General features: G+C 65.6%; 17 protein-coding genes. 7 read left to right on the top strand and 10 right to left on the bottom strand.

The window, feature by feature from the left end; all coding sequences use genetic code 11:
* Positions 1-9: 9 nt before the first annotated feature.
* Positions 10-3,666 (top strand): hypothetical protein, encoded by a 3,657-nt coding sequence (locus F5544_RS32180; RefSeq protein WP_167476666.1) that lies wholly within the window; start codon positions 10-12, stop codon positions 3,664-3,666.
* Positions 3,667-3,697: 31 nt separating this feature from the next.
* Here F5544_RS32180 and F5544_RS47160 read toward each other — a convergent pair whose 3' ends face one another.
* Complete coding sequence (locus F5544_RS47160; protein WP_275106981.1) at positions 3,698-4,555, bottom strand: helix-turn-helix transcriptional regulator; 858 nt, start codon at positions 4,553-4,555, stop codon at positions 3,698-3,700.
* 225 nt (positions 4,556-4,780) lie between these two features.
* On the opposite strand from F5544_RS47160, the gene F5544_RS32170 reads away from it, so the two are divergent.
* From F5544_RS32170 to F5544_RS32150, 5 genes are read left to right on the top strand one after another with little or no spacing between them, the layout of a single operon-like run.
* The gene (locus F5544_RS32170) at positions 4,781-5,431 is read left to right on the top strand and encodes a hypothetical protein (RefSeq protein ID WP_167476665.1); all 651 of its coding nucleotides are present in this window, start codon (positions 4,781-4,783) and stop codon (positions 5,429-5,431) included.
* A gap of 35 nt (positions 5,432-5,466) precedes the next feature.
* Positions 5,467-5,970 (top strand): hypothetical protein, encoded by a 504-nt coding sequence (locus F5544_RS32165; protein ID WP_167476664.1) that lies wholly within the window; start codon positions 5,467-5,469, stop codon positions 5,968-5,970.
* 35 nt (positions 5,971-6,005) lie between these two features.
* Positions 6,006-6,536, top strand: coding sequence for a hypothetical protein (locus F5544_RS32160; RefSeq protein WP_167476663.1), 531 nt, complete (start codon positions 6,006-6,008; stop codon positions 6,534-6,536).
* Positions 6,533-6,832, top strand: coding sequence for a hypothetical protein (locus tag F5544_RS32155; RefSeq protein WP_167476662.1), 300 nt, complete (start codon positions 6,533-6,535; stop codon positions 6,830-6,832). Before F5544_RS32160 ends, F5544_RS32155 begins: the two co-directional genes overlap by 4 nt.
* A gap of 10 nt (positions 6,833-6,842) precedes the next feature.
* Positions 6,843-10,352: a phage tail tip lysozyme gene (locus tag F5544_RS32150; RefSeq protein WP_167476661.1), complete on the top strand. Its 3,510-nt coding sequence runs from the start codon at positions 6,843-6,845 to the stop codon at positions 10,350-10,352.
* Between the two features lie 127 nt (positions 10,353-10,479).
* Here the strand turns inward: F5544_RS32150 and F5544_RS32145 are convergent, their stop codons facing one another.
* From F5544_RS32145 to F5544_RS32120, 7 genes are all read right to left on the bottom strand, one after another.
* Positions 10,480-11,430, bottom strand: a complete 951-nt coding sequence (locus F5544_RS32145) for a M23 family metallopeptidase (RefSeq protein WP_238846770.1) — start codon at positions 11,428-11,430, stop codon at positions 10,480-10,482.
* Between the two features lie 46 nt (positions 11,431-11,476).
* The gene (locus F5544_RS46680; RefSeq protein WP_238846769.1) at positions 11,477-11,830 is read right to left on the bottom strand and encodes a hypothetical protein; all 354 of its coding nucleotides are present in this window, start codon (positions 11,828-11,830) and stop codon (positions 11,477-11,479) included.
* A 184-nt stretch (positions 11,831-12,014) separates the two neighbouring features.
* Positions 12,015-12,305, bottom strand: coding sequence for a hypothetical protein (locus F5544_RS32140; RefSeq protein ID WP_167476660.1), 291 nt, complete (start codon positions 12,303-12,305; stop codon positions 12,015-12,017).
* Positions 12,306-12,436: 131 nt separating this feature from the next.
* Complete coding sequence (locus F5544_RS32135; RefSeq protein ID WP_238846768.1) at positions 12,437-13,225, bottom strand: class II aldolase/adducin family protein; 789 nt, start codon at positions 13,223-13,225, stop codon at positions 12,437-12,439.
* A gap of 152 nt (positions 13,226-13,377) precedes the next feature.
* Positions 13,378-14,736 (bottom strand): aldehyde dehydrogenase family protein, encoded by a 1,359-nt coding sequence (locus tag F5544_RS32130; protein ID WP_167476659.1) that lies wholly within the window; start codon positions 14,734-14,736, stop codon positions 13,378-13,380.
* Positions 14,737-14,781: 45 nt separating this feature from the next.
* Positions 14,782-16,062: a M20 metallopeptidase family protein gene (locus F5544_RS32125; protein WP_167476658.1), complete on the bottom strand. Its 1,281-nt coding sequence runs from the start codon at positions 16,060-16,062 to the stop codon at positions 14,782-14,784.
* Positions 16,063-16,132: 70 nt separating this feature from the next.
* Positions 16,133-17,374 (bottom strand): alpha/beta hydrolase, encoded by a 1,242-nt coding sequence (locus F5544_RS32120; protein WP_167476657.1) that lies wholly within the window; start codon positions 17,372-17,374, stop codon positions 16,133-16,135.
* An 88-nt stretch (positions 17,375-17,462) separates the two neighbouring features.
* Here F5544_RS32120 and F5544_RS32115 point away from each other — a divergent pair, with 88 nt between their 5' ends.
* Positions 17,463-18,053 carry a TetR/AcrR family transcriptional regulator gene (locus F5544_RS32115; RefSeq protein ID WP_167476656.1) on the top strand — a complete coding sequence of 197 codons (591 nt, stop codon included), beginning with the start codon at positions 17,463-17,465 and terminating at the stop codon, positions 18,051-18,053.
* On the opposite strand, the gene F5544_RS32110 is transcribed toward F5544_RS32115, so the two are convergent.
* Positions 17,999-19,267 carry an MFS transporter gene (locus tag F5544_RS32110; protein ID WP_167476655.1) on the bottom strand — a complete coding sequence of 423 codons (1,269 nt, stop codon included), beginning with the start codon at positions 19,265-19,267 and terminating at the stop codon, positions 17,999-18,001. The genes F5544_RS32115 and F5544_RS32110 overlap by 55 nt on opposite strands.
* A 3-nt stretch (positions 19,268-19,270) precedes the next feature.
* Complete coding sequence (locus F5544_RS32105) at positions 19,271-20,764, bottom strand: long-chain-fatty-acid--CoA ligase (protein WP_167476654.1); 1,494 nt, start codon at positions 20,762-20,764, stop codon at positions 19,271-19,273.
* Positions 20,765-21,069: the final 305 nt, after the last annotated feature.

Raw genomic sequence — 21,069 nt, 5'->3', positions numbered from 1 at the left:
TTGATCAATATGGCCAGAAGGCAGGGGTACACGGCGGAACAGTCGCTGCTCGATATGCGGCAGTGGCGCGACCTGTGGCTCGATTCGAATGCGGTGGCCCCGAAGCCGGTCAAGAACAGTGTGGCCACACCGTATCTGGGTCTGCAATCGTATCGGCGCGAGGATGCCGAATTGTATTTCGGCCGCAAACGTGCGACGGAGGCGTTGCTCGGGCTGGTGGCGGAAATCGTCCTCGGTGCGGACCGCTCCGGGCTCATCGTGCTGGTGGGTGCGTCGGGTGCGGGAAAATCATCGCTATTGGCGGCGGGTCTGATCCCGGCCATCGCCGAATCCGCGAACGAATGGGCGATAGCGACCATGCGGCCGGGCGGAAAACCGTTGGCCGCGTTGCGAACGGCGCTCGGCCGCGACGACGAATCGGCCCCACCGGTGTGCGAGGATTCGGCCTCGGCGGAATTGGACGAATGGGCGCCGGATCGGCAGCGACTGCTGATCGTGGATCAGTTCGAAGAGCTTTTCACCGCATGCGACGACGACGATGAGCGCGACGCCTTTCTCGCCGCCCTCGAACGCGCCGTGGTCCGACGGCCGGACCACGCATCCATCGCGATCATCGCGGTCCGGGCCGATTTCTATGCGCGCTGCCTCGACTACCCGATGCTGGCGGGCGCGCTGAACCGGCACAGCTATGTGCTCGATTCGATGCGACTGGACGAGCTGCGCGATGCGATCGCCGGCCCGGCGGAACTGGCCGGGCTGGTACTCGAACCCGGTCTGCAGGAATTGGTGATCACCGAGCTCTGCGGAATCGGCGCACATCGGTCCGGCACGGTCGCAGGCGCGGGCACATTACCGCTGTTATCGCATGTCATGGAGGCGGTTTGGCAGAAGCGCGAGGGCAAGCGGCTGACCGTGGACGGATATCGCCGCTCCGGCGGTGTGATGGGCTCGGTGGCGACGACGGCCGAAAATGCCTGGGATATCTTGACCGAATCGCAGCAGGGAATCGCCAAACAAATCCTGCTGAGCCTGGTGACGATCGGGCGCAGTTCCCGCGATACCCGGCGGATCGTCGCCCGCGCGGAATTGTTGAATTCCGTCGAAAATGTCGCCGTGGCGGAGGCCGTCCTGGAAACGCTGACCGGAGCGCGGTTGATCACCATCGACGGCGATTCGGTGTGCCTGGCCCATGAGATCGTATTGGACGCCTGGCCGCGGCTGCGGCAGTGGATCGACGAGGACCGGGCCGGATATCTGGTCCGGCGGCAGCTGGAAACCGATGCGGCGCAGTGGGTCGCGACAAATCACGACGAGTCGTTGCTCTACCGTGGCGTCCGGCTCGAATCGGCGCAGGAGCATTCCGACTGCCTGGTGTCCGACACCGGCAAGAAGTTCCTGCGGGCATCCCGCGCGGAGCGGGTCAAAGCGGAGCGCCGGGCGAGGGTCACCAAATCGCTGATGGCGATACTCGGAGTTTTCCTGCTGGTGGTGACCGTAGGTTTCTTCGACAGGAGCCGGACCGCGGAAATTCAGCGCGCCGAGGCCATTTTCCAGGAGGTGCTGGCCAAGGCGGACAGTCTGCAGGATGTCGATCCGTCGCTGTCGGCTCAGCTGAATCTGGTCGCGTACCGGCTCCGACCCGGCGATCCGGACGTCACGGCGCGGCTGCTGAGCACGCAAACCGCGGCCCTCGCGACCCCCCTCCGCGGCCCCGACAGTCCGGTTCTGAATACCGCGTTCTCCTCGCGCGGACTGCTGGCGGCGGCCTATGGAAATGGCACCGTCCATCTGTGGAATACCCGGGATCCACGAAATCCCGCACCGACTTGCGGTCCCATCACCGGAATTCGAGGTTTCGCATCCGCGGCGCAATTCAGCCCGGACGGCAGGATACTCGCCATCGGCGGGGAGGATCACCTGGTCCGGTTGTGGAATGTGGACGATCCGACGCGGCCGCAATTATTGGCCGACCCGATGTCCGGCGGCAACGGCGCGATATATAACGTGGTTTTCAGCCCGGACGGTCGTACGCTCGCGGCCGCCAACGACGACCACACGGTGGCGCTGTGGAATATCGCCGATCCGGCCCGTCCGGCCCTGGTGCACCGGATCTCCAAACAAGACGGCTCGGTCCGATCGGTGGCCTTCAGCCCGGACGGCCGGGTGTTGGCGACCGCCAGCGACGATCGGACGGTGCAATTGTGGAATGTCACCGATCCGGCCGATCCGGTGCCGACAGGTCCGCCACTCGGTGGATTCACCGCGATACCGCACTCCGTCGCCTTCAGCGCGGACGGCCGAAAACTGGCGGCGGGTAGCGATGACGGGGTCGTGGCGATATGGGATATGACCGATCCCGCGGCGCCCCGTCCGAACCTGGCGCCATTGGTGGCGCACAATGGGAAAATATGGTCATTGGCCTTCGGCCCGGGCGGGAAAACCCTGGTTACCGCTGGCACCGACGGCACCGCGAAATTGTGGAATGTCGCGGATGCGCGTGTCCAAATAATAGGAAGCCCCTTGGCGGGCCGGCGGGGCGGCGTCTTCGCCGTCGCGATCAGTCCGGATCAGCGGACGGTCGCCACCGGTAGTCAGGACGGGGTTGTCCGTTTGTGGTCGTTGCCCGGAGCTCCGTTCAGTCCGGCCGGTGCGGTCGACACCTCGACATTCGATCCGCAGACCAAGGTTCTGGTCACCACATCGGGTAAGGGAAAGGTGCAGACCTGGGATATCCACGACCCACACGCGACGCGCCGGCTGGGCGAATTTCACACGGGCACCCGAATAATAGACAGCGCAGTCGATCCGCGCGGTCGGATGTTCGTCGTCCTCAACCAGAGCCCGTTCGAATTCCGGTTGTACGATATATCCGATCCGACGAAGCTACAGTTGATCAGCACGATTCCGCTGTTCAGTCATTTCGATTCCAAGGCGGTATTCAGTCCGAAATCGCCGCTGCTGGTCACCAGCCACGACGAGCATTCGATCCAAGTCTGGAATATCGCCGATCCCAGGGCCCCAGTACCGGTGGGAGCTCCCCGCCAGGTGTCGTCGGGCTGGATCACCAGTATGCGATTCTGTCCCGACGGCAGGATGCTCTACACCGCGGACAGCATCGGTGCGGTGAAGATGTGGGATATGTCGGAGCCCGGCCGACCCCGCCAAATAGGCGACACCCTGCAGGCAGGCACCGGTTCGATCGAAAGCCTCGCGCTGAGCCCCGATGGGCAGACATTGATCTCCGCGGGCGCGGACAAAACCGCCCGGATATGGGATGTCAGCCAACATGCCGAGCCGGTCGCCGTCGGCGATCAGCTCACCGGATACAACTCCGCAATCGACTCACTCGATTTCAGCCCCGACGGGAAGCGGCTGGCATCGGGCTCCTTCGACGGGGAGGTCCGATTGTGGGACTTTTCCGATCGCACACATCCGTCGGCGATTGTGCTGTCGGGTGTCCGATCGATCGGACCGAGAAGGCAGGTGGAATTCGACTCGACGGGTGACTATTTGGCGGTCAGCGGCTATGACGAGGGTCTACTCGTCTGGGACCTGGAGGTCGACCACGAGATCCAACGGATCTGCTCCGTCACTCGAATGGTGCTCGACACGAGCACCTGGGAGCAGACCCTGCCCGGATTGCCCTACCAACCGCCGTGCCACTGAGTCGAACCGCCGCGCGTAAGTGTTCTGTTACCTACTCCGATTCCCGTATCCGAGTGGGGAAGGCGGCAAGGGCGGCGGCTGTCCGGTTGGGCACCGCGAGTTTTGCGCGGATGTGGTCCAGGTGCTTATCGACGGTACGGCGGGAAATGTCGAGCCGTCGAGCGATCGTCATGTTGGTGCAGCCATCGGCCACGAGTTCCAGCACCTGATGCTCGCGAGGGGTGAGGCCGAGGCGAGCCCGACTGTGCGAGTTGTCCGGGACAGCCTCGAGTTTTGCCCGCAGGTCGGCCGCGCGGTGCACGTGCACTAGTTGGCCGCGGGCGAGATCGGCCAGCACGCGGTCGGTGTCGGAGAAGTCCGAGCCGCATCGGTTCGCGGCTATCCCGACAACGATTCCGTCGCCGAAATCGGTACTGAAAGCCAACTGGTAGTGCAAACCGAGCCTGCAGAAGAACTCGGTGTAAAGCGGGTTGCGGGCGAGTTCGGCGGAGCGGATGACATCGCTGAAGCGAATTGCCGTGGTGTCACCGGTGGCGCGAATGTGGTTGATGATCGGATGGGTCGGTAAGAGGGCTTCGAATATCTCCTGCTCTACCGGTCCCATCACATCATCCGGCTGGATCAGGATCGTGTTCGGACCGCCGGTGACGATCTTGTTGTAACTGAGTACGTCGCAAGGCAGCAACGCCCGCATCGCTTCGAGGACGAGAACGTGCAGCTCATCGAGCTCGGAGTCTGGACGAGTGATCTGCTCCAGTGTGGTCGTGAACAACGCGAAGCGACGCAGATCTGAATCGGATAAATACCCCACGAACAAGTATTCGCGCGGGGTTGCGGTGAACGTATCGGAATACGCATTTTTGCCGATAGCGACCGTGTCCTGACTCATGGTGTGCTCGAACCTGGACGCGATGACCCACGGCAGGCGTGGTCAGGCGACATAGGTCGCCGGCGTTTCTTCACCGGGGGTTTCGATGACAGATTGGCAGCAGACCTGTCCCAGATTGACGCGTGCGCTGGCGCCCGAGTACCGCCATCTCCCTCGCACGCAAGCCGAAGCGGTGGTGCGCGGTCGATTCGGTCCCGAGGTCGAACTCGAGGATGTCGAAGGTTTTTGGACGATGTCGGCGGCGCGCTCAGTAGTGCGGCGAAGGCTGTCGCACCGGTCGTGGCGAAAGCGGCGGGCGGCGCTGTTTCCGGCGCGGCGGCGGGCGCGTCGCTGGGCCCGTGGGGCATGTTGGGCGGTGCACTACTCGGTGGCGCGACGAGCGCGCTCTCCGGAGGGGCGGCCCCGGCGTCGGCCGCGCCCGTGAGCGCACGACCTCGCCCGGCGCGGCGGAGGCGGGCGCCTCGGCCTACCGATGCGTCGCTGCCGGCATTGATTCAATTGCTGGGCGCCCTCGGCAGTCCGACGACACAGCAGGCGCTGGGGTCGATGCTGCTCGGCAACATCGGTTCGCCGACGCTGCCCACCGCGGCCGGGACCTCGGTGCCGGTCGCGGCGATCACGAATCTGTTGAGTTTGCTGGCGAATAGGGCATCGGTCGAATCCGAGACGATCGCTCCCTATGAAGGCGAGGATTACGTCGGTGCAGCGTTCGACCGCGCCAGCCCGGAAGTGCGCGCCGAACTCCTGTACGCCCAACTGCTTCCGGTCGAGGTGAACGGCTCGTACACCGACGACGTCGACGAGTCGTGGCTCGATGAGGTCTACGACGAGGCGGAGGCCGCGTTCTACGCCGACCCGCCGTTCGAAAGTTACTGATTACCAGATCCGTTCAACATTCTTCCGGAGTTCTCGTGACAATAGATCAGGACGAGTTGCAGCGAATCCTGTTGGCACGGTTGTCGGGTGACGCCGATGCCGGAGCCGGGCTGAATTTGCCGGAGCTGGTGCAGCAGGCTGTCGGTGACGATCCGGTTGCCGCGCAAGTCATCTCGGCGTTGCGGCAACGCCAGGCCATGGAGCAGGCGCAGCTGTCCGAACCGCAGGTTGTCGAGCAGTCGGACCCCGTGGTCGCCGATGTACTGGAGCGCCTGTACGACGAGGTCGAGGTGTTGCGGCGACGCAACCGTGCCCTCGCGGACGCGCTCGGCGCGTGCCCACGGTGCTGGGGTGACGCGGCCGACTGCCCGCGGTGCCGCGGCCGGGGCAGGCCCGGCGGGAGGTTCCCGGACCCGACGCTGTTCGCGGAATTCATCGAACCCGCTGTGCGACGGCGATTTCCACGTGCCATCTCGGATCGACCGCGGATCGACACGACCACAGCCCAATCCTCGCCGAAACCATTTGCGCAGCAATAGAACCCAGAGAAATTGCACTGAAAGGACCGCACGCCATGTCGGTTGATGAAGCCATCGACTACGAATACGACTACGAATACGACGAGGGGATGGACGAATCGGACGAGGCGTCCGATGAGGCGTGGCAGCCACGCCGCATAAGCCTGCCGCGCGCCACATTGCCACCGCCACGTCCGACCAGCAGGCCGGTGACCCAGGCGCAATTCCAGATGGCGGTTCAGCGACTGGATGGCTATATCAATCGCAACGGCGCGGCGATCAAGCGGGTCAACGCCAGCGTGACCACGCTCGGACGGGATGTGAAACGCCAAGGCGGCCAACTGAAGACGATCCGACAGGACCTGTCCACCGCCCGCGACGCGATCATCCTGCTGCCGCTGCTCACCAACGCGTTCAAAGGCACCAATTCGACCCTCGGTGCGCTGCTCCCGATCCTGTTGCTCGGCGGATTCGGCAGCAGCGGCGGTCAAAGCGGCAGCGGCGGTGGACTGCTCGGCTCGAGTGACAGCACCACCATGATGATCATGGTGCTGGCTTTGTCCGGTGCGCTGGGGAGACAGCAGTGACGTTCAACGTGTTGGGGTTTGTCCTCGCCACCGCACTTACCCGCGATATGAAGGACCGAGATCAAGCCAGCCAGCTCGAACTGCTGGGCGGCCTGATGGGAAGCAGCCCCCTTGGCCTGGTCCTCATCGCCACGGTTGCCGGACAACAGTCGCAGCCGAGCACAGCCGTCGTGGCGGCACCCGAGTCGCCCCCACCGACTTCGACGCCACCGGAGTCGCCGAAATCCGCACCGGAACCACCCGTGCCGAAGGGCGGCGGGCGCGGCGGCCGCGGTACCACGCCGACGCCGAGCTGACGGTTGTGCCATGGATCCGGCCCTCCGGCAGCTGATCGAGTTCGGCGGCCCGGATGACGAGGTGTCGGTGCTGGTGCGGCTCGGCGGCGGGGCGGCGCTACCCGAGGCGGTCCGGGTGGTCTCACGTTTCGGGCCGATCGCGACGGTCCGACTGCCCCGCATTGCCGTCGCGGAGCTGCGTGCACACCCAGATGTGTTGAGCGTCAAGGCACCTCGCTTGTATCGGCCCGATGTTTTCACCGATTCGGCCGGGATCGCCGATCTCGCGGTGCTCGACACCGACGGCCGGCGACCGTCGGATCCGGTCGTGTCCGGTCGCGGTGTGGTCGTCGGGGTGGTCGACTGGGGGCTGGACTTCACCCACCCGGCCTTCCGCACCTCGGATGGCCGTACCCGCCTGCTGGCCCTCTGGAACCAGCAGCCCGGGCCCGACCCGAGTGCGCCGAACCGGTTCGGCTACGGGCGAATTCACACCGCCGCCGAGATCGACGCCGCCCTCACCAGCCCGGATCCCGTCGCCACCCTCGGATATGACCCCGCGCTGTCGGATCTGGGGATCGGGGCACACGGCACCGCGACGACCTCCATTGCCGCGGGATCGCCGTGCGGCGGGATCTCCGGGGTCGCCCCGACCGCGGCGCTCGTCTTCGTCCACCTGTCGACCTGGGGTCCGGACGGCCCACAGGATCTGGGCGATTCCGTCGCGCTGGTGGAGGCCATCGACTTCATCCAGCGCGTCGCGGGTGAGCGGCCGTGGGTGATCAATCTGAGCATGGGTCGCCATGGCGGCCCGCACGACGGCAGCACACTGGTCGAGCAGGCCCTCGACGCCGCGGTGCTCGCAGGGCCCGGCCGCATGGTCGTGCAATCGTGCGGCAACTACTTTCAGACGTCCACCCATGTCGAAGGGCAGCTGCTGGCCGGTTCGGAAGCACGAATTCCGTTGTGCACCAACGCATCTTCGGTGGCACACGAGGTGGACCTCTGGTATTCGGGCCTGGACCGGATCACGGTGGGCCTGTGTGCCCCGCAGGATGAACCCCGCATATTCACTCGCCCCGGTGACAGCGACACGCTGACGATCGACGGTGCGGACATGGCGCGGATCGCGCATCGCACCGGCGATCCGAACAATGCCCGCAACGAGGTGCTGATCCGCCTCGAGCCAGATGCACCGGACGGGGTCTGGCACATCGTGCTACGCGGGATCGATGTGGTCGACGGTCGTTACCACGCCTGGGCCGAACGCGAGCCGATCCGACGCGATCAGCTGCACTTCCCCGTCGATATCGCAGCCGTGACGACCACCACCGGATCGATCTGCAACGGCCTGCGCACCCTCACCGTCGGCGCCTACGACCAGCACAGCCCCGGTTGGCCCGCAACCGATTTCAGCAGCAGCGGTCCGACGGTCGACGGTCGCCACAAACCCGATCTGCTGGCCCCCGGACGTGACGTGCTGGTCGCCCGCAGCCGTTCGAGTAGCGAAATTCCCGGTGAGCCAGCACTTTTCACCCGCATGAGCGGAACAAGCATGGCCGCGCCCCATGTCACCGGGGCTGTCGCCTGTCTCCTCGAGCAATTCGGCGGGAGCGCTCCGGCCGGGCAACTGCGCCGCCACCTACTCACGAGCTGCCGTCCCTACGGGGCGGACGACACCTTGCGCGCGGGCAACGGCTACCTCGACCTCGCCACGGCCCTCACCGATTCCGACCTCGTCCAGTCGCCTACTGCGGAGAAACCCATGGAAGAACTCGACGCCCTCGATCCGTCCGTCGCCTCGGACGCTGCCCCCGCACCCCCGCCGGATACTTCAGCCGTCGCCGAGCCCGTGGCATCGCCGCCGGACACCCCAGCGGGCGCCGAGCCCGAACCAGCCAAATCCGTTGCCGGACCGACGCCGCCGCCGGATGAACCGATCGCGGAACCACCGTTGCCGCCGCCTCGTCGAAGGTGGCCATCCGGTCCACCCGACGGTGGAGGATCGCGCGCCACCGCTCAGCCGGCACGGCTCCCGAATCCCGATGCGGTGCTCCGTGCCCTGAAGACCACACCCCAGGAGTTGTTCAATGCGTTCGTACTGAAGCTCGATCCCTTCACCGCCATCGAGTTGAACCGATACCTGGAATGTGTCGCCGACTCACGACGGCGGATCACCACGCTGCGCCCGGGTGATCTGCTGATTCGCGGCCACGCCGGCGAGCGCAGTGCCTCGCTGTCCGTGCTGGTGAACGGTCGTCCCGTTTCCGCCGGCGCGGCTTACGCGCTCGGATGGCAGTTGGAGGGTCGTCTGCCCGGGCATTACGCCTGGGTCGTCGAGGGCGGCCACCGTCCTCACCGACGGAATGAGCACTGGGCCAGGCGCATCAGCGATCAGCGCGGGTACGGCCTTGCGGGACAGGCGGTCCTGCGCATGCGCAACATCCGGCTCGAGTCGGGCGGAACGCGCGGACGCCGGACAGCGGGCTTCGGGTCGCGCGGCACAGGCGAGGACGCATGGGCCACCGTCGAAGAGTTCGAGACCGAATTCGTCGAGGACTTCGAGGATTTCGGAACCGAGTCCGCCGAGGACTTCGAGGAGTACGAGGAATTCGCGGAACTCGAACCCGACTGGGAAGCGAGTACGAGCAATCCGCCGGCCGACCGGGACAGTGGCCCACTCAGCGATAACGAATGGGGACTGGTCCGGACATGGCAAAGCCTGGGACGCGTCGGAATCGATCCGCTCACGGCCGATCCCGGACACAATGCGCTGCTGATAGCCGGTGCGATTTTCTGTGCCAGGTCGATGAGCCGGCGAGTCGAAGCCAAGGACGAGGACCCACTGCTGTGCATCGACGGCGAGGTCACCCGAGCCGATCCCCGAGTGCGTCAACTCGCTGTGCAGGTGGGTGCGCGCGGTGAGATCGTCAATTGGGCGGCGGCCACCGTGGAGCAGCGGATCCTCCGGGTCATGACACTTCTGGTGGATGTGCACGGGTTCAGCCCGGAAGGCGCCGCGGGTGTCGTCGGCAATCTCACGGCGGAGTCCGGTGTGATTCCGAACAGGGTCGAACGCAGCAAGCCCAACTCTCCGATGACCGCGCCCGACAGATCGGGGAAGGTGCGGGAATTCACCGCCGAACAAGTCATGAACCGCTCTGCGACGCAAGGCCCTCGGGCCCCCGGTATCGGGCTGGCGCAGTGGACCTCGAAATCACGACGCAGCGGGCTGTTCCAATTCCAGAATCGAGGCGCCGACATACTCTTCGATATGACCGCGCAGGTGGCATACCTCGTCCACGAATTGCGGACCAGCTACGCCAAGATATTCGATCAAGTGGCGCGTGCCTCCTCGGCGGACACTGCTTCCGACGTGATTCTCCGCCGCTTCGAGGTACCCCGATCGATGCTCACCCCGGAGGGCAAACTCCGGCCGATCACGGACCCGGCCGCGCAGAAGGTCTTGGCAGCCCGCAGGAGGCTCGCGGGTCAAGCACTACGCATCTTCAACACCGCACGAAGCCCCGCTGGACGATGACGACTGTGGGTGACTTACCTGTCGGGTTCCACGAATTCGGGAGAGTCATATGGAAATTGGATTCAGCATGATCCTCACCGACGAGAGTGAAGGGTGAGGAGTTGGCGCGCCAAGGAATCACCGCTGGTCAGTCGCGTTCGGGGCCGAGGTCGATGCCGCGTGAGGCCAGCCAGGGGATGGGATCGATTTTGTCGGAACCGTACTTCCAGACCTCGAAATGGACGTGGGTTCCGGTGGAGAATCCGCGGTTGCCCATTGTGGCGATCTGATCACCAGCCGTCACCCGCTGCCCGGCCTCCACCGTGATGGCGTCGACGTGACCGTATACGGTGACGGTTCCGTCATCGTGGCCCACCCGCACCCACAGTCCGAACCCGTTCGCCGGGCCGGCCTCAAGTACTACTCCGTCGGCCACTGCACGGATCGGCGAGCCGAAAGCGCCCGCGACGTCGACGCCCGGGTGCATCGCTCCCCAGCGTTGGCCGAATCCGGAGGTGAGCGTGCCCTCGGCGAACTTGGCCCACAGTGGAGGGAGCTTCGCCGAGGAGGCCGCGGCGAGATCCGCCGCGAACTGCTCGCCGTTACGCAGGATGCCATCGAATTGGGTGAGATCGGTTGCCGCGCCGACATTCAGAACCTGCGGAGATGTCGCGTCGGACAGGGATGTGTCGGTCGCGATAGGGGTCTGTGCCGCGATCGCATCGGCCGGACCGCCCTGACGATCGACGGCGCGCGAATGATAGGCCGACGTCGCGATCCCTGTCTGCCCCGCGGCAACGGCAGCGCCTGCCGCCACCGCGACAACCGCGGTGCGGCCTTTGAGCGCGCCCGGCGGCGGAGGTAGCCGGTGTTTACCCGGACGCCGGTCCTTTCGCGTGGCGCGACTCGCCGCCGCGGCACCGGGCTCGGCCGTTTTCAACCCTGCCCACGAATCCGATGAGTCATCGAGTCGGGTGCCGTCAGCGCCGCTGCCGAAGGGCGCATCGAAGGTAATCCAGAGGTTGTAGTTGATCTCGGAGCCGACGAGCGCCGACGCGGACAAGCCGGTATCGACGGGTTCGTGGCCATCGGTGCCCACGTGCCATGGATCGACAGCGGCCCGGCCCGGCCGCCCCTGATCGGATTCAGGAACCGACTGGGCACACGTCCATCGAGATCGGAGTTCGCGCCCGATCAGCACTTCGGCAATGACGACTACCACCAAACCGCTCGTTGCGGCTATCAGCAACCGTCGTACCGGCCATTCCGTGATCATCACCGTAGATGCACCCGCTTCCATAGCAGAGGCAAACCAATGACTTCCGGAAAACAAATAAATTGGCCGAGATGGCGGCCAGTATTGTGGGTGTAGGCGCGAAATTGTCCGGCTTGGCTGCCGGATAGCGCAACTCATTTGGCGTGTAGCCAATTTTCAGTTGATTGTGCCCGGTGCCGGAATCCTTACTCGCCGTCTCCGTAGCCGTGCACAGGCTGGTCACCTGTCATCCTTCACCAGCGTGGACCGGTGTCCAATGGCGCCTGCACTTCCACAAACAAACAAGCTGCAAAATATTAACTGAGACTAGTATGACTTCGGTAGGAATCGGCCGAATTGCCGACTTCCGCGTGTTGGTGGGTTGACGCTTGCCGGGTGTTTTACGGTACTTCGGGTTCAAAGAGAAACTATGCGTCGATCCCCTCGCGAAACCCGGCCTCGCCGTGGTCACTTCGTGGTTCCGGTGGCCTATTCCGCGCGGTCGGCCTGTGGTCGGAGACCGCGGTGATGCGGTTGGGCAGCGGCGTTTGGGCGGAGGCCAATTCGTAGCCCATACCGAATCGGACCGGCCCGCCCAGGATCGGATCGTGGCCGTCGGATTGCTCGCCCTCGCTGTGATTCAGGGACGCCTCGAAAGCCTCGCGCACACCGGTGAACCGCTCGTCACAGAACCCGTTGGGCGCCAACTTCTTTCGCATCTCGCCTCGACTCTCTGGGGTCGAGCAGCCGCGGGAAGCTGCGAGTGAACCGCCTACGGCTGCTCGGCATCAGTCCGGCTCGGCCACTGCGGCGGTCGTGATGCCTTGGCCGAGCACGGGTTTGGGTGCTGTCAGTCGAACAGGTCGGGTTGTTCACGGGTGATCTGCTGGTACAGCGGCTGGAATTGGAGCCATCCGGCGAGGTTGCTGCCGACCTGGCGGTGGGCCAGTGCCGCGTTGTCGGGGTCGATGGGTATCGGCTGTCCGGCGGCGGTGGCCAGGAGTTGGACCTGGCAGGAGCGCTCCATGGTGATGTACCACCACGCGGCGGCGTCGACGGTGTCGCCGACGGTGAGCAGTCCGTGGTTGCGCAGGATCACCGCCTTGTAGTCGCCGAGGGCGACGCCGATGCGTTTGCCCTCCTCCAGGTCGGTGACCACGCCCGCGTAGTCCTCGAACAATCCGTGGTCCTGGTAGAAGGCGCAGGCGTCCTGGGTGAGCGGCTCCAGCTTTCGGCCGAGGGTCGACAGTGCCCGCCCGTAGATGGAGTGGCTGTGGCAGGCGGCGACGATGTCCGGGCGGGCCTGGTGGACCTGGGAGTGGATGGCGAAGGCGGCTTCGTTGACCGTGCGCGCGCCCTCGACCACGTCGCCGTTGTGGTTGACCAGGATCAGGTCGCTGACCCGAATGTGCTTGAACGACAGGCCGAACGGGTTGACCCAGAAGTGATCGGTCAGTTCCGGGTCGCGGGCGGTGATGTGTCCCGCCACGCCTTCCTCGAACCCGAATTTGCCGAATAGCCGGAACGCGGCGGCCAGCCGTTCTTTACGGTGCCGACGTTCTTCCGCCACGGTGTCGAATGAAGGCGGCATCGGCGTGCCCTCGAGAGTTCTCGCGAAGAATGCCATGTCGTCCGTCATCGGAACCTCCTTATGTCGCAACCATTTTCATTGTCCTTGTTCAACTACATCACCCACAGCCTGTCTCTATCTAGGCTGATGGCGGACAGTAATGACTCTCTGGATTGTCTTAAACCGACAACGACGATTCGGTGGCTCCCCTGCGTCACGGGTCAATCGGTGGCGATGAAGACGTTCTTGGTTTCGGTGAACGCGAGTGCGGCGTCTGGACCGAGTTCGCGGCCGAGGCCGGACTGTTTGGATCCACCGAACGGGGTCGAATACCGTGTCGAGAGATGCGAATTCACCGATAGATTGCCCGCCTCGACGGCGCGGGATACCCGCAATGCCCGGCCGAGGTCGCGGGTCCAGACGGACCCGGCCAGTCCGAATTCGGTGTCGTTGGTGAGGTGAATGGCCTCGGCCTCGTCGTCGAACGGCAGCACCGCGGCAACGGGTCCGAAGATCTCCTCGGTGAATACCCGTTCGGTGGGGCCGGAAGGCAGGACAACCGTTGGCGGATACCAGAATCCGGGTCCGTCGGGCCGTTCGCCGGTGAATGCCACCGCGGCCGGATCGACGAATCCGGCGACTCGCTCGCGATGCGCGGCCGAGATCAGCGGGCCCGCCTCGGTGGTTTCGTCCAATGGATCACCGACCCGGAAGCGCCGCACCGCTGGCTCGAGCAATTCCAGGAATCGATCGAAGACGCTGCGCTGCACCAGAATTCGCGAGCGTGCGCAGCAGTCCTGGCCCGAGTTCATGAAGACGCCGTATGGTGCGGCCGCGGCCGCACGCTCCAGATCCGCATCGGCGAAGACGATATTGGGGCTCTTGCCGCCCAATTCGAGGGTGACTCGTTTGACCTGTTCGGCGCAGCCCGCCATGATCCGCTTGCCGACCCCGGTGGAGCCGGTGAACACGACCTTGCGCACGGCGGGATGGGTGACGAAGCGTTGCCCCACTACCGGGCCTTCGCCGGGCAGGACCTGGAAAACACCCTCGGGCAGGCCCGCCTGCCGGGCGAGCTCGCCCAGGCGAAGTGCGGTAAGCGGGGTCAGCTCAGCTGGTTTCAGCACCACGGTGTTGCCTGCGGCGAGTGCGGGCGCGAACCCCCAGGCCGCGATGGGCATCGGAAAGTTCCACGCCGCGATCACACCGACCACGCCCAAGGGTTCGTGGAAGGTGATGTCGATGCCGCCGTCAACCGGAATCTGTTGGCCCAGTAGGCGTTCGGGCATTCCGGCGGCGTACTGGAGCACGTCGCGGACATTGGCCGCCTCCAAGCGCGCGACGGTGATGGGGTGGCCCGCGTTGGCGACCTCCAGCTCGGCCAAATGGTCCAGGTCGGCGTCGACGGCCTCGGCGAAGCGCCGCAGCAATCGGGCTCGATCGCCCGGTGCGATTGTCCGCCAGCCTGCCCACGCCCGGTGGGCGCGTTCGATAGCGGCGTCGGTGGCGGCAAGATCGGCCATCTCGACCGTCGTGATCACCTGTTCGGTTGCCGGGTTGATCACCTGGGTGGTTGTCATATGTTTCCTATCGATAGTGCTTGTGCCGTCCAGCGGGCCGAGCCGTCAGGAGACGGTGATCCGCCCGGTCAGGTGGTCGACGGTGATGTGGGTGTGCAGTCGTATGCCGGTGGCCAGGATCGAGTCGTCGGCGTAGAAGGCGGGGTTGTGGTTGACGGCCATGCCCCGCCCACCGGGGAGGGGCTCGGGCCAACCGTCGACCAGGTGGGTGTCCTGCGCGCCGAGAAATACGTACAGACCGCCGTAGGCGTCGACGAAATAGGACACGTCGTCATAGCCGAGGGTGGGGGTGATCTCGACGAGCCTGTCGGCTCCGACGACCCTGCCGAGAGTGGGTAGCGCCGCATCGACCCATCGCGGCTGGTTGTGCACCGGTGGAACCGGTTGCCGGAAGGTGGTTTTCGCGGTGCAGCCGTAGGCGCGTGCGATGTGGTCGGCGGTGCGGGTGACCAGCTGCTCGGCCTGGTCCATGGTCGTCCGGGAGAGGCTGCGGATAGTGCCCCACAGGGTGACCGTCTCGCCGATGATGTTGAACCGGCCCACGTCTTCGATGTGTCCGATGGAGATGGTGACCGGAGCGAAGGCGTCCAGCTGCCGGTAGAGCTGGCCCATCGCCGAGATGATGTCCGCGGCCGCGGGCATCGGATCGATGCCCCGCCAGGGTGTGGAGCCGTGCACCTGTTTACCGGACACCGTGATCTCGACCATGCACGAGGCGGCGAACTGGTTCCCGGCCCGAAACCCCACGTGCCCAAGGGGATACGGTGACACGTGGTGGCCGTAGACCATCGTCGGGGCCGGGTCGGCGAGCGCGTTCTCGGCCAGCATTCGCGCCGCGCCACCGCGTTCTCCTGCCGGTGCACCTTCCTCGGCAGGCTGGAATACGAACAACACCGTGCCCGAAAGTCGTTCTCGCACTCGGGATAGGACGCTAGCGGCGCCCATCAGCATCGCGGTGTGGCAGTCGTGCCCGCAGGCGTGTGCCACCGGGAACGGTCCGCCCGGATAGTCGGCGTCGATCACGGTCGAGGCGAAGGGCACGCCGGAGTTCTCCTTCACCGGCAGCGCGTCGATATCGGCTCGCAGCGCCATCACCCGGTCGCCCCGCGTCCCACCGCGCAGCACACCCACCACGCCGTGTCCGGCGATCCCGGTCCGAACCTCGTTCAGCCCCAAGGTGTTCAGGTGGTCGGCGATGAACGCCGCCGTGTTGCGCTCGCGGTTCGACAGCTCCGGGTATTGATGCAGGTGTTGCCGCCAGGCGAGCACTTGCGGCTCGATCTGCCCGGTCAACCGATCCAAGTCCTCGTACAGGCTGTCGGTCATGACTTCCTCGATCTTTCTGCGAGACCGTCGTTTACACCGCTGGGGCTCGGCGACGCGATAGCGGTGGGGTTCAACGGGTGTGGGCGGTCAGGAACTGGTCGAGGACCCCATTGCTGATCTGGCCGGGCCAACTGCCGAGGTGAAGGTTGTAGGCGTGTTCGGCGTAGGGCAGCAGGACCGTGTGGTGGGGTACGCCGACGGCGGTGAGCCGTTCGTCGAGCGCGGTGGCCTGGCCGTGGGGCACAACGTGATCGCTGGCGCCTTGTAGTTGCAGGGTGGGGGGCAGGCCGGGTCGCACATAGGTGAGCGGGGAGGTCGCGAGGTATGCCTGAGGTGTTGCGGCCGGGGCGCCACCGAACACGGCGGACTCTGTCGGGCCGGCGACGGACGGCATGCCGCTGTCGACCATCAAGCGGCCGGTGTCGGTCGGACCGTAGAACGAAATCACCGCGCGCACAGGATGTTCCGCGACCTGGCACGACGGCGGGAACTTCCCGGTGCCGACGGTATAGGCGGCCAGCAGCGACAGGTTCGCCCCGGCGGAGAGCCCGGCGACGGTGATGTTGTTCGGGTCGATGGCGTAGCGGTCGGCGTGTTGGGCGACCCAGCCGATCGCGCACTTCACATCGGAGGTCTGCTTGATCCACAGCGGTGACGGCGACAACCGGTATTCGATGTCGAACACCGTGTATCCGCGGTCGACGAACCACTGGATCTGCTCCGGAGCCTGATTGCGTCCCCCATGCATCCAGGAGCCGCCGTGCACGAACACCAGCGCGGGCGCACCTGGCGCGGGTTTGTCGGGCTTGCGCACGTCCAGGCGCAGCGGTTGATCGTCCACTGTGGCATACACCTCGGTGGCCGTCGGCGGCTTCGTCGCGGGACCGGAGCCGAAGTAGGCCGACAGCGATAACGGGACCTGGTTGGCGGCGGCCACCTGCGCAGCGCTGACCCACGGCACGACCGCACCGGCCAACGCCAGGACGCTGATCAGCGCCACACCCGCGGTCGTCCTGCGCCACCGCATCCGCCGCACGAGCAGTGCCAGCACCACTCCGATGAGCGCGGGGATCACCAAATACAGCGAGAACGAGGTGACCAGCACCGACAACACCCAGGTCATGTGGTTGGGCAGGGTGGGCGATACCACGACCGCCACCGCGAGCACGACGATCACGGCCCATATCCCGGTCACACCGGCCAGCAGTCGGCGGCCCCAGCGGCCGCGCGGCCACCGATTCCGACCCTCGGCAGGTGACATGTCCGGCGTGCCTGTGACGTCCCGATCGGTCGCTGATTCGGTTGGCTTCATCGGGTTCTCCTCAATAGACGACATGTGTCGTTTAACGACAGCTGTAGAATAGCCAACACCTGTCGTTGAATGTGAAGGGCGGAGATCGATGTCACTGGACCGGCGCATCGTGCGCACCCGTCGGCTGCTGGCCGAGGCGATCCTGGATCTGGCGCAGGAGAAGGACCTCGACGCCATCTCGATCACCGACATCACCGAGCGCGCCGAGGTCAGTCGGGTGACCTTCTACGACCACTACCGAGACCGCGACGATCTGCTGATCGCCGCGCTCGGCGACACCCTGGACGAGATCACCGGAGCCGCTCGGGCCGCGATCGGCGTCGCCCATACCACCGACGAGCCGCCCGAAGCCGTGCGAATGCTGTTCCGGCACATCCACTCCCGGATCGAGTTGTATCGGCGGATGCTCGGCCCACAGGGCAGCGCCCGCTTCGCCGACGTCCTGCGCGGCCGCCTCACCGAAGCCCTCCACGACACCATCGCCAAGCCCGGCGCCCTCGCCGAGGTGCCGCACCGGATATTCGCCGACTATGTCGCCGGTGCCCTGATCGGCGTCGTTCACGGCTATATCCACACCGAGCCGACGCCCGACCCCGACGACACCGCCCGTGCCATCTGGGTCATCTATCGGAACTCCTGGTCCAGCGATCCGGCCAACTCGTCACCCGGACCTCGGTGAAATGTCTCCTCCGGCGCGGGGACGGCCGCGCGGAACGCCCGCGCGGTCTGTGGAACGCAGACCGCGGCGATGACGGTCATCAACGCGGCAATCACCAGCGCTTCGAATGCCGTTGTGTAGGAGGCGCGGTCGATGATCACTCCGAACACGGCCGGGGCGACTACGCCGGCCAATTGGCCACCGAACAGGATCACGGCCGATGCTGATCCGATGAGTGTGCTCGGGAGTGCGCGCAGCACGACCGAGAACGCGGGCATGTAACACAGCCCGGCCACTGCGGTGAGCGCCGCCGCGACCACCCCGAATACGACGGTGGACCCGGTACGCGGCAGGACGAACAGCAGTGCCGCGACGACCGTCATCGCGGGCACCACGATCAGTCGCGGCCGACCACCCAGCCGATCCGAGAGCCGGGCGCCGACGACCACGCCGACCGCTCCGAGTGCCGTCGACGGGAGCACGGTCAACGCGATCCGGCTCAGCGTCAGGCCGCGCTCCTCGCTGAGGTAGGTCGGGATCCATGCGCTGAGGCCCCACATCAGCGCGTTGAAGCCGAAGTACATCAGGGCGAAGCCGATGAGCGCGGGGGAGCGTCGGATCGATCGCGCCGCTCGGTGGTCGGACGGCCGTTGTGCGGCGCCGATATCGTTGTGGGGCAATGGTTGCGGCATCCATCGGCGCCAGGCCAGCGTCATCAGCAGCCCTAGCGTCGAGATGACCGCGAACATGGCCCGCCACCCCCAGGCCGGCAGCACGGTCCCGGCGATCACCGCCGCGAGCAGCATGCCGACGGCGTTGGCGGAGTTGATCCAGCCGCTGGCGGAGGTTCGTTGTTCGGGCACGCTGCGCTCGGCTATCGCCTTGTAGGCGGCGGCGGGGAATACGCCCTGCACCAGACCGAACAGGAAGCGCATCGCGAGCAGCGCGGAGAACGACCATGCCAGTGCGGTCAGGCCGGTGAAGATCGACCATCCGATCAGTCCGATCGTGCCCATCGTCAGCGCGCCGTACCGGTCGGCGAGCAGTCCGCCCGGCAACTGCATCGCCGCGTAGGCCAGGAAGAACATCGAGACAACCAAACCCTGCTGGGCGTGGTTCAGCCGGAGATCATGTCCGATCGGCGCGAGCGCGTAATTGATCACGATCCGGTCGACGTAATCGACGGTCCACGCCGCGAACAGTAGTAAAACGGCGATTCGAGTGGTGCGCAACATCTTTCAGGTCCCCTCGCGGAACAACTGCTCCCGATCGATGGCACGTTTGAGAATCTTCCCGGTGGCGCCCTTGGGGAGTTCGTCGACGAAGGCGAAACGGTGCGGCACCTTGTAGGCGGACAATTGCTGTTTCGCCCACGCCCGCAACGCTTCTGGATCGAGGTGTACCCCCGGTGCGGTGGCGACAACGGCGGCCACCTCCTCGCCGTAGTGGTCGTGCGGCACCCCGATGACCGCCACCTCGACGATGTCGGGATGCCGGTAGAGCACCTCCTCGACTTCCGTCGGGTACACGTTGTATCCGCCGCGGATGATGAGATCCTTTGCGCGGCCGACGATGTGGAGATGTCCGTCGACATCGAGCCGACCCAGATCCCCGGTCCGCAACCAGCCGTCGGCCAGGATGTCGGCGGTGGCTTCGGGGCGATTCCAATAGCCCTTCATGACGGTGGGCCCGCTCAGAAAGACCTCACCGACCGCCTCGGCCGGGAGCGCCGCGCCGTCCGGGTCGCGAATCTCTACCGCTGTCCCCGGCAGCGCCGGGCCGACCGATCCCACCCGCTGCTCGTCATCGGGCCGGTTGAATGTGGCCACGGAGGCCGATTCGGTGAGTCCGTAACCTTCGATGATGGTGCAGCCGAAGCGTTTCGAGAAAGCGTGGATCACCTCACCGGGCAAGGCGGCACCGCCCGACAATGCCAGTCTCAGGCTGGCGAATTCGTTGCGTCCGTAGCCATCAGTGTTGTGCAGCAAGGCATTCCACATCGTCGGTACGCCGGCGACGACGGTGAGCCGGTGCGCGCGGATCATATCGACGAGTGCGCGCGGATCGAACGGCGACAACACCGACAGCGAGCAGCCCGCATGCAGGACGGGCAGCAGGCACGCGGTCTGACCGAATACATGGAACAGCGGTAACCCGGTGCCGAATCGCTGCTCGGGAGTGAGCTCGAACAAATCCGCGAAAACTCGCGCCGACTCGAGCAGGTTGCCGACAGTGAGCTCGACGCCTTTGGGTTTGCCGGTGGTGCCGGAGGTATAGAGCAGTACCGCCGTGTCGGTGCTGTGTCGCGATACAGGTTCGATCATCGGCCGCTCGGCATCCGTGCCCGGTGTGAGGACACGGACGGGAAGGCTCCGCTCGGCGGCGGCGCGTTGGGCCGCGTCCTGCGCGTCGTGCCAGGCGACGACCATCCGGGCGCCGGAATCATCGAGCACGTAACCGATTTCGGGTGCGGTCGCCATCGTGTTCACCGTGATGGCGATCGCGCCGATGAGCTGGACACCCAGATATGCGACAACGAATTCGGGAACCGTCGGCGCCACCAGCAGCACCCGATCACCGACGCCGACCGCCGCATCACGCAGCATGCCGCCGTACGCGGCACTGCGGCGAGCCAGCTCACCATAGGTGATGCACTCGGACGCGGTACGCACGGCGATACCGTCGGGACGGCTCGCGGCATGTTGCCGGAACCGATCAGCGACATTGGGCATGTTTTCCCTCCGGAAGACAAGTGACGACAGTTCGTTCACACCGGCTGCGGGGTCGGGCGGTCCCCTCCGACGCCCGCACATGATCCGGATTCGGTGTCAGCAGCGGAGTCGTCGTCTTCGCGGAAATCCGATCCGCAACGGGCGCCCGGTGCCCGACTGTGCCGTTCGACACGATGCCGGTGTGGGTAGGCGCGGAACTGTCGGTTTCCGACATCGAAACTCCTTGTCCACCAGCTGTTTCAGCGATGAGCAACTGAAACACGTGCGACGGGCGCTCATCTAGGCTGCTTCGGGACAGCGGTGAT

This window comes from Nocardia arthritidis (assembly GCF_011801145.1).
Taxonomy (GTDB): domain Bacteria; phylum Actinomycetota; class Actinomycetes; order Mycobacteriales; family Mycobacteriaceae; genus Nocardia; species Nocardia arthritidis_A.
This window is presented reverse-complemented; position numbering and strand designations above follow the sequence as displayed.

What these genes read in the sequence shown, in the direction of transcription:
- F5544_RS32110 (WP_167476655.1), bottom strand. Translation starts at nt 19,267, where the DNA reads ATGTTGCGCACCACTCGAATCGCCGTTTTACTACTGTTCGCGGCGTGG.
- F5544_RS32180 (WP_167476666.1), top strand. Translation starts at nt 10, where the DNA reads ATGGCCAGAAGGCAGGGGTACACGGCGGAACAGTCGCTGCTCGATATG.
- F5544_RS32120 (WP_167476657.1), bottom strand. Translation starts at nt 17,374, where the DNA reads ATGAAGCCAACCGAATCAGCGACCGATCGGGACGTCACAGGCACGCCG.
- F5544_RS32125 (WP_167476658.1), bottom strand. Translation starts at nt 16,062, where the DNA reads ATGACCGACAGCCTGTACGAGGACTTGGATCGGTTGACCGGGCAGATC.
- F5544_RS32105 (WP_167476654.1), bottom strand. Translation starts at nt 20,764, where the DNA reads ATGCCCAATGTCGCTGATCGGTTCCGGCAACATGCCGCGAGCCGTCCC.
- F5544_RS32115 (WP_167476656.1), top strand. Translation starts at nt 17,463, where the DNA reads ATGTCACTGGACCGGCGCATCGTGCGCACCCGTCGGCTGCTGGCCGAG.
- F5544_RS32135 (WP_238846768.1), bottom strand. Translation starts at nt 13,225, where the DNA reads ATGACGGACGACATGGCATTCTTCGCGAGAACTCTCGAGGGCACGCCG.
- F5544_RS32160 (WP_167476663.1), top strand. Translation starts at nt 6,006, where the DNA reads ATGTCGGTTGATGAAGCCATCGACTACGAATACGACTACGAATACGAC.
- F5544_RS32140 (WP_167476660.1), bottom strand. Translation starts at nt 12,305, where the DNA reads ATGCGAAAGAAGTTGGCGCCCAACGGGTTCTGTGACGAGCGGTTCACC.
- F5544_RS32130 (WP_167476659.1), bottom strand. Translation starts at nt 14,736, where the DNA reads ATGACAACCACCCAGGTGATCAACCCGGCAACCGAACAGGTGATCACG.
- F5544_RS47160 (WP_275106981.1), bottom strand. Translation starts at nt 4,555, where the DNA reads ATGAGTCAGGACACGGTCGCTATCGGCAAAAATGCGTATTCCGATACG.
- F5544_RS32150 (WP_167476661.1), top strand. Translation starts at nt 6,843, where the DNA reads ATGGATCCGGCCCTCCGGCAGCTGATCGAGTTCGGCGGCCCGGATGAC.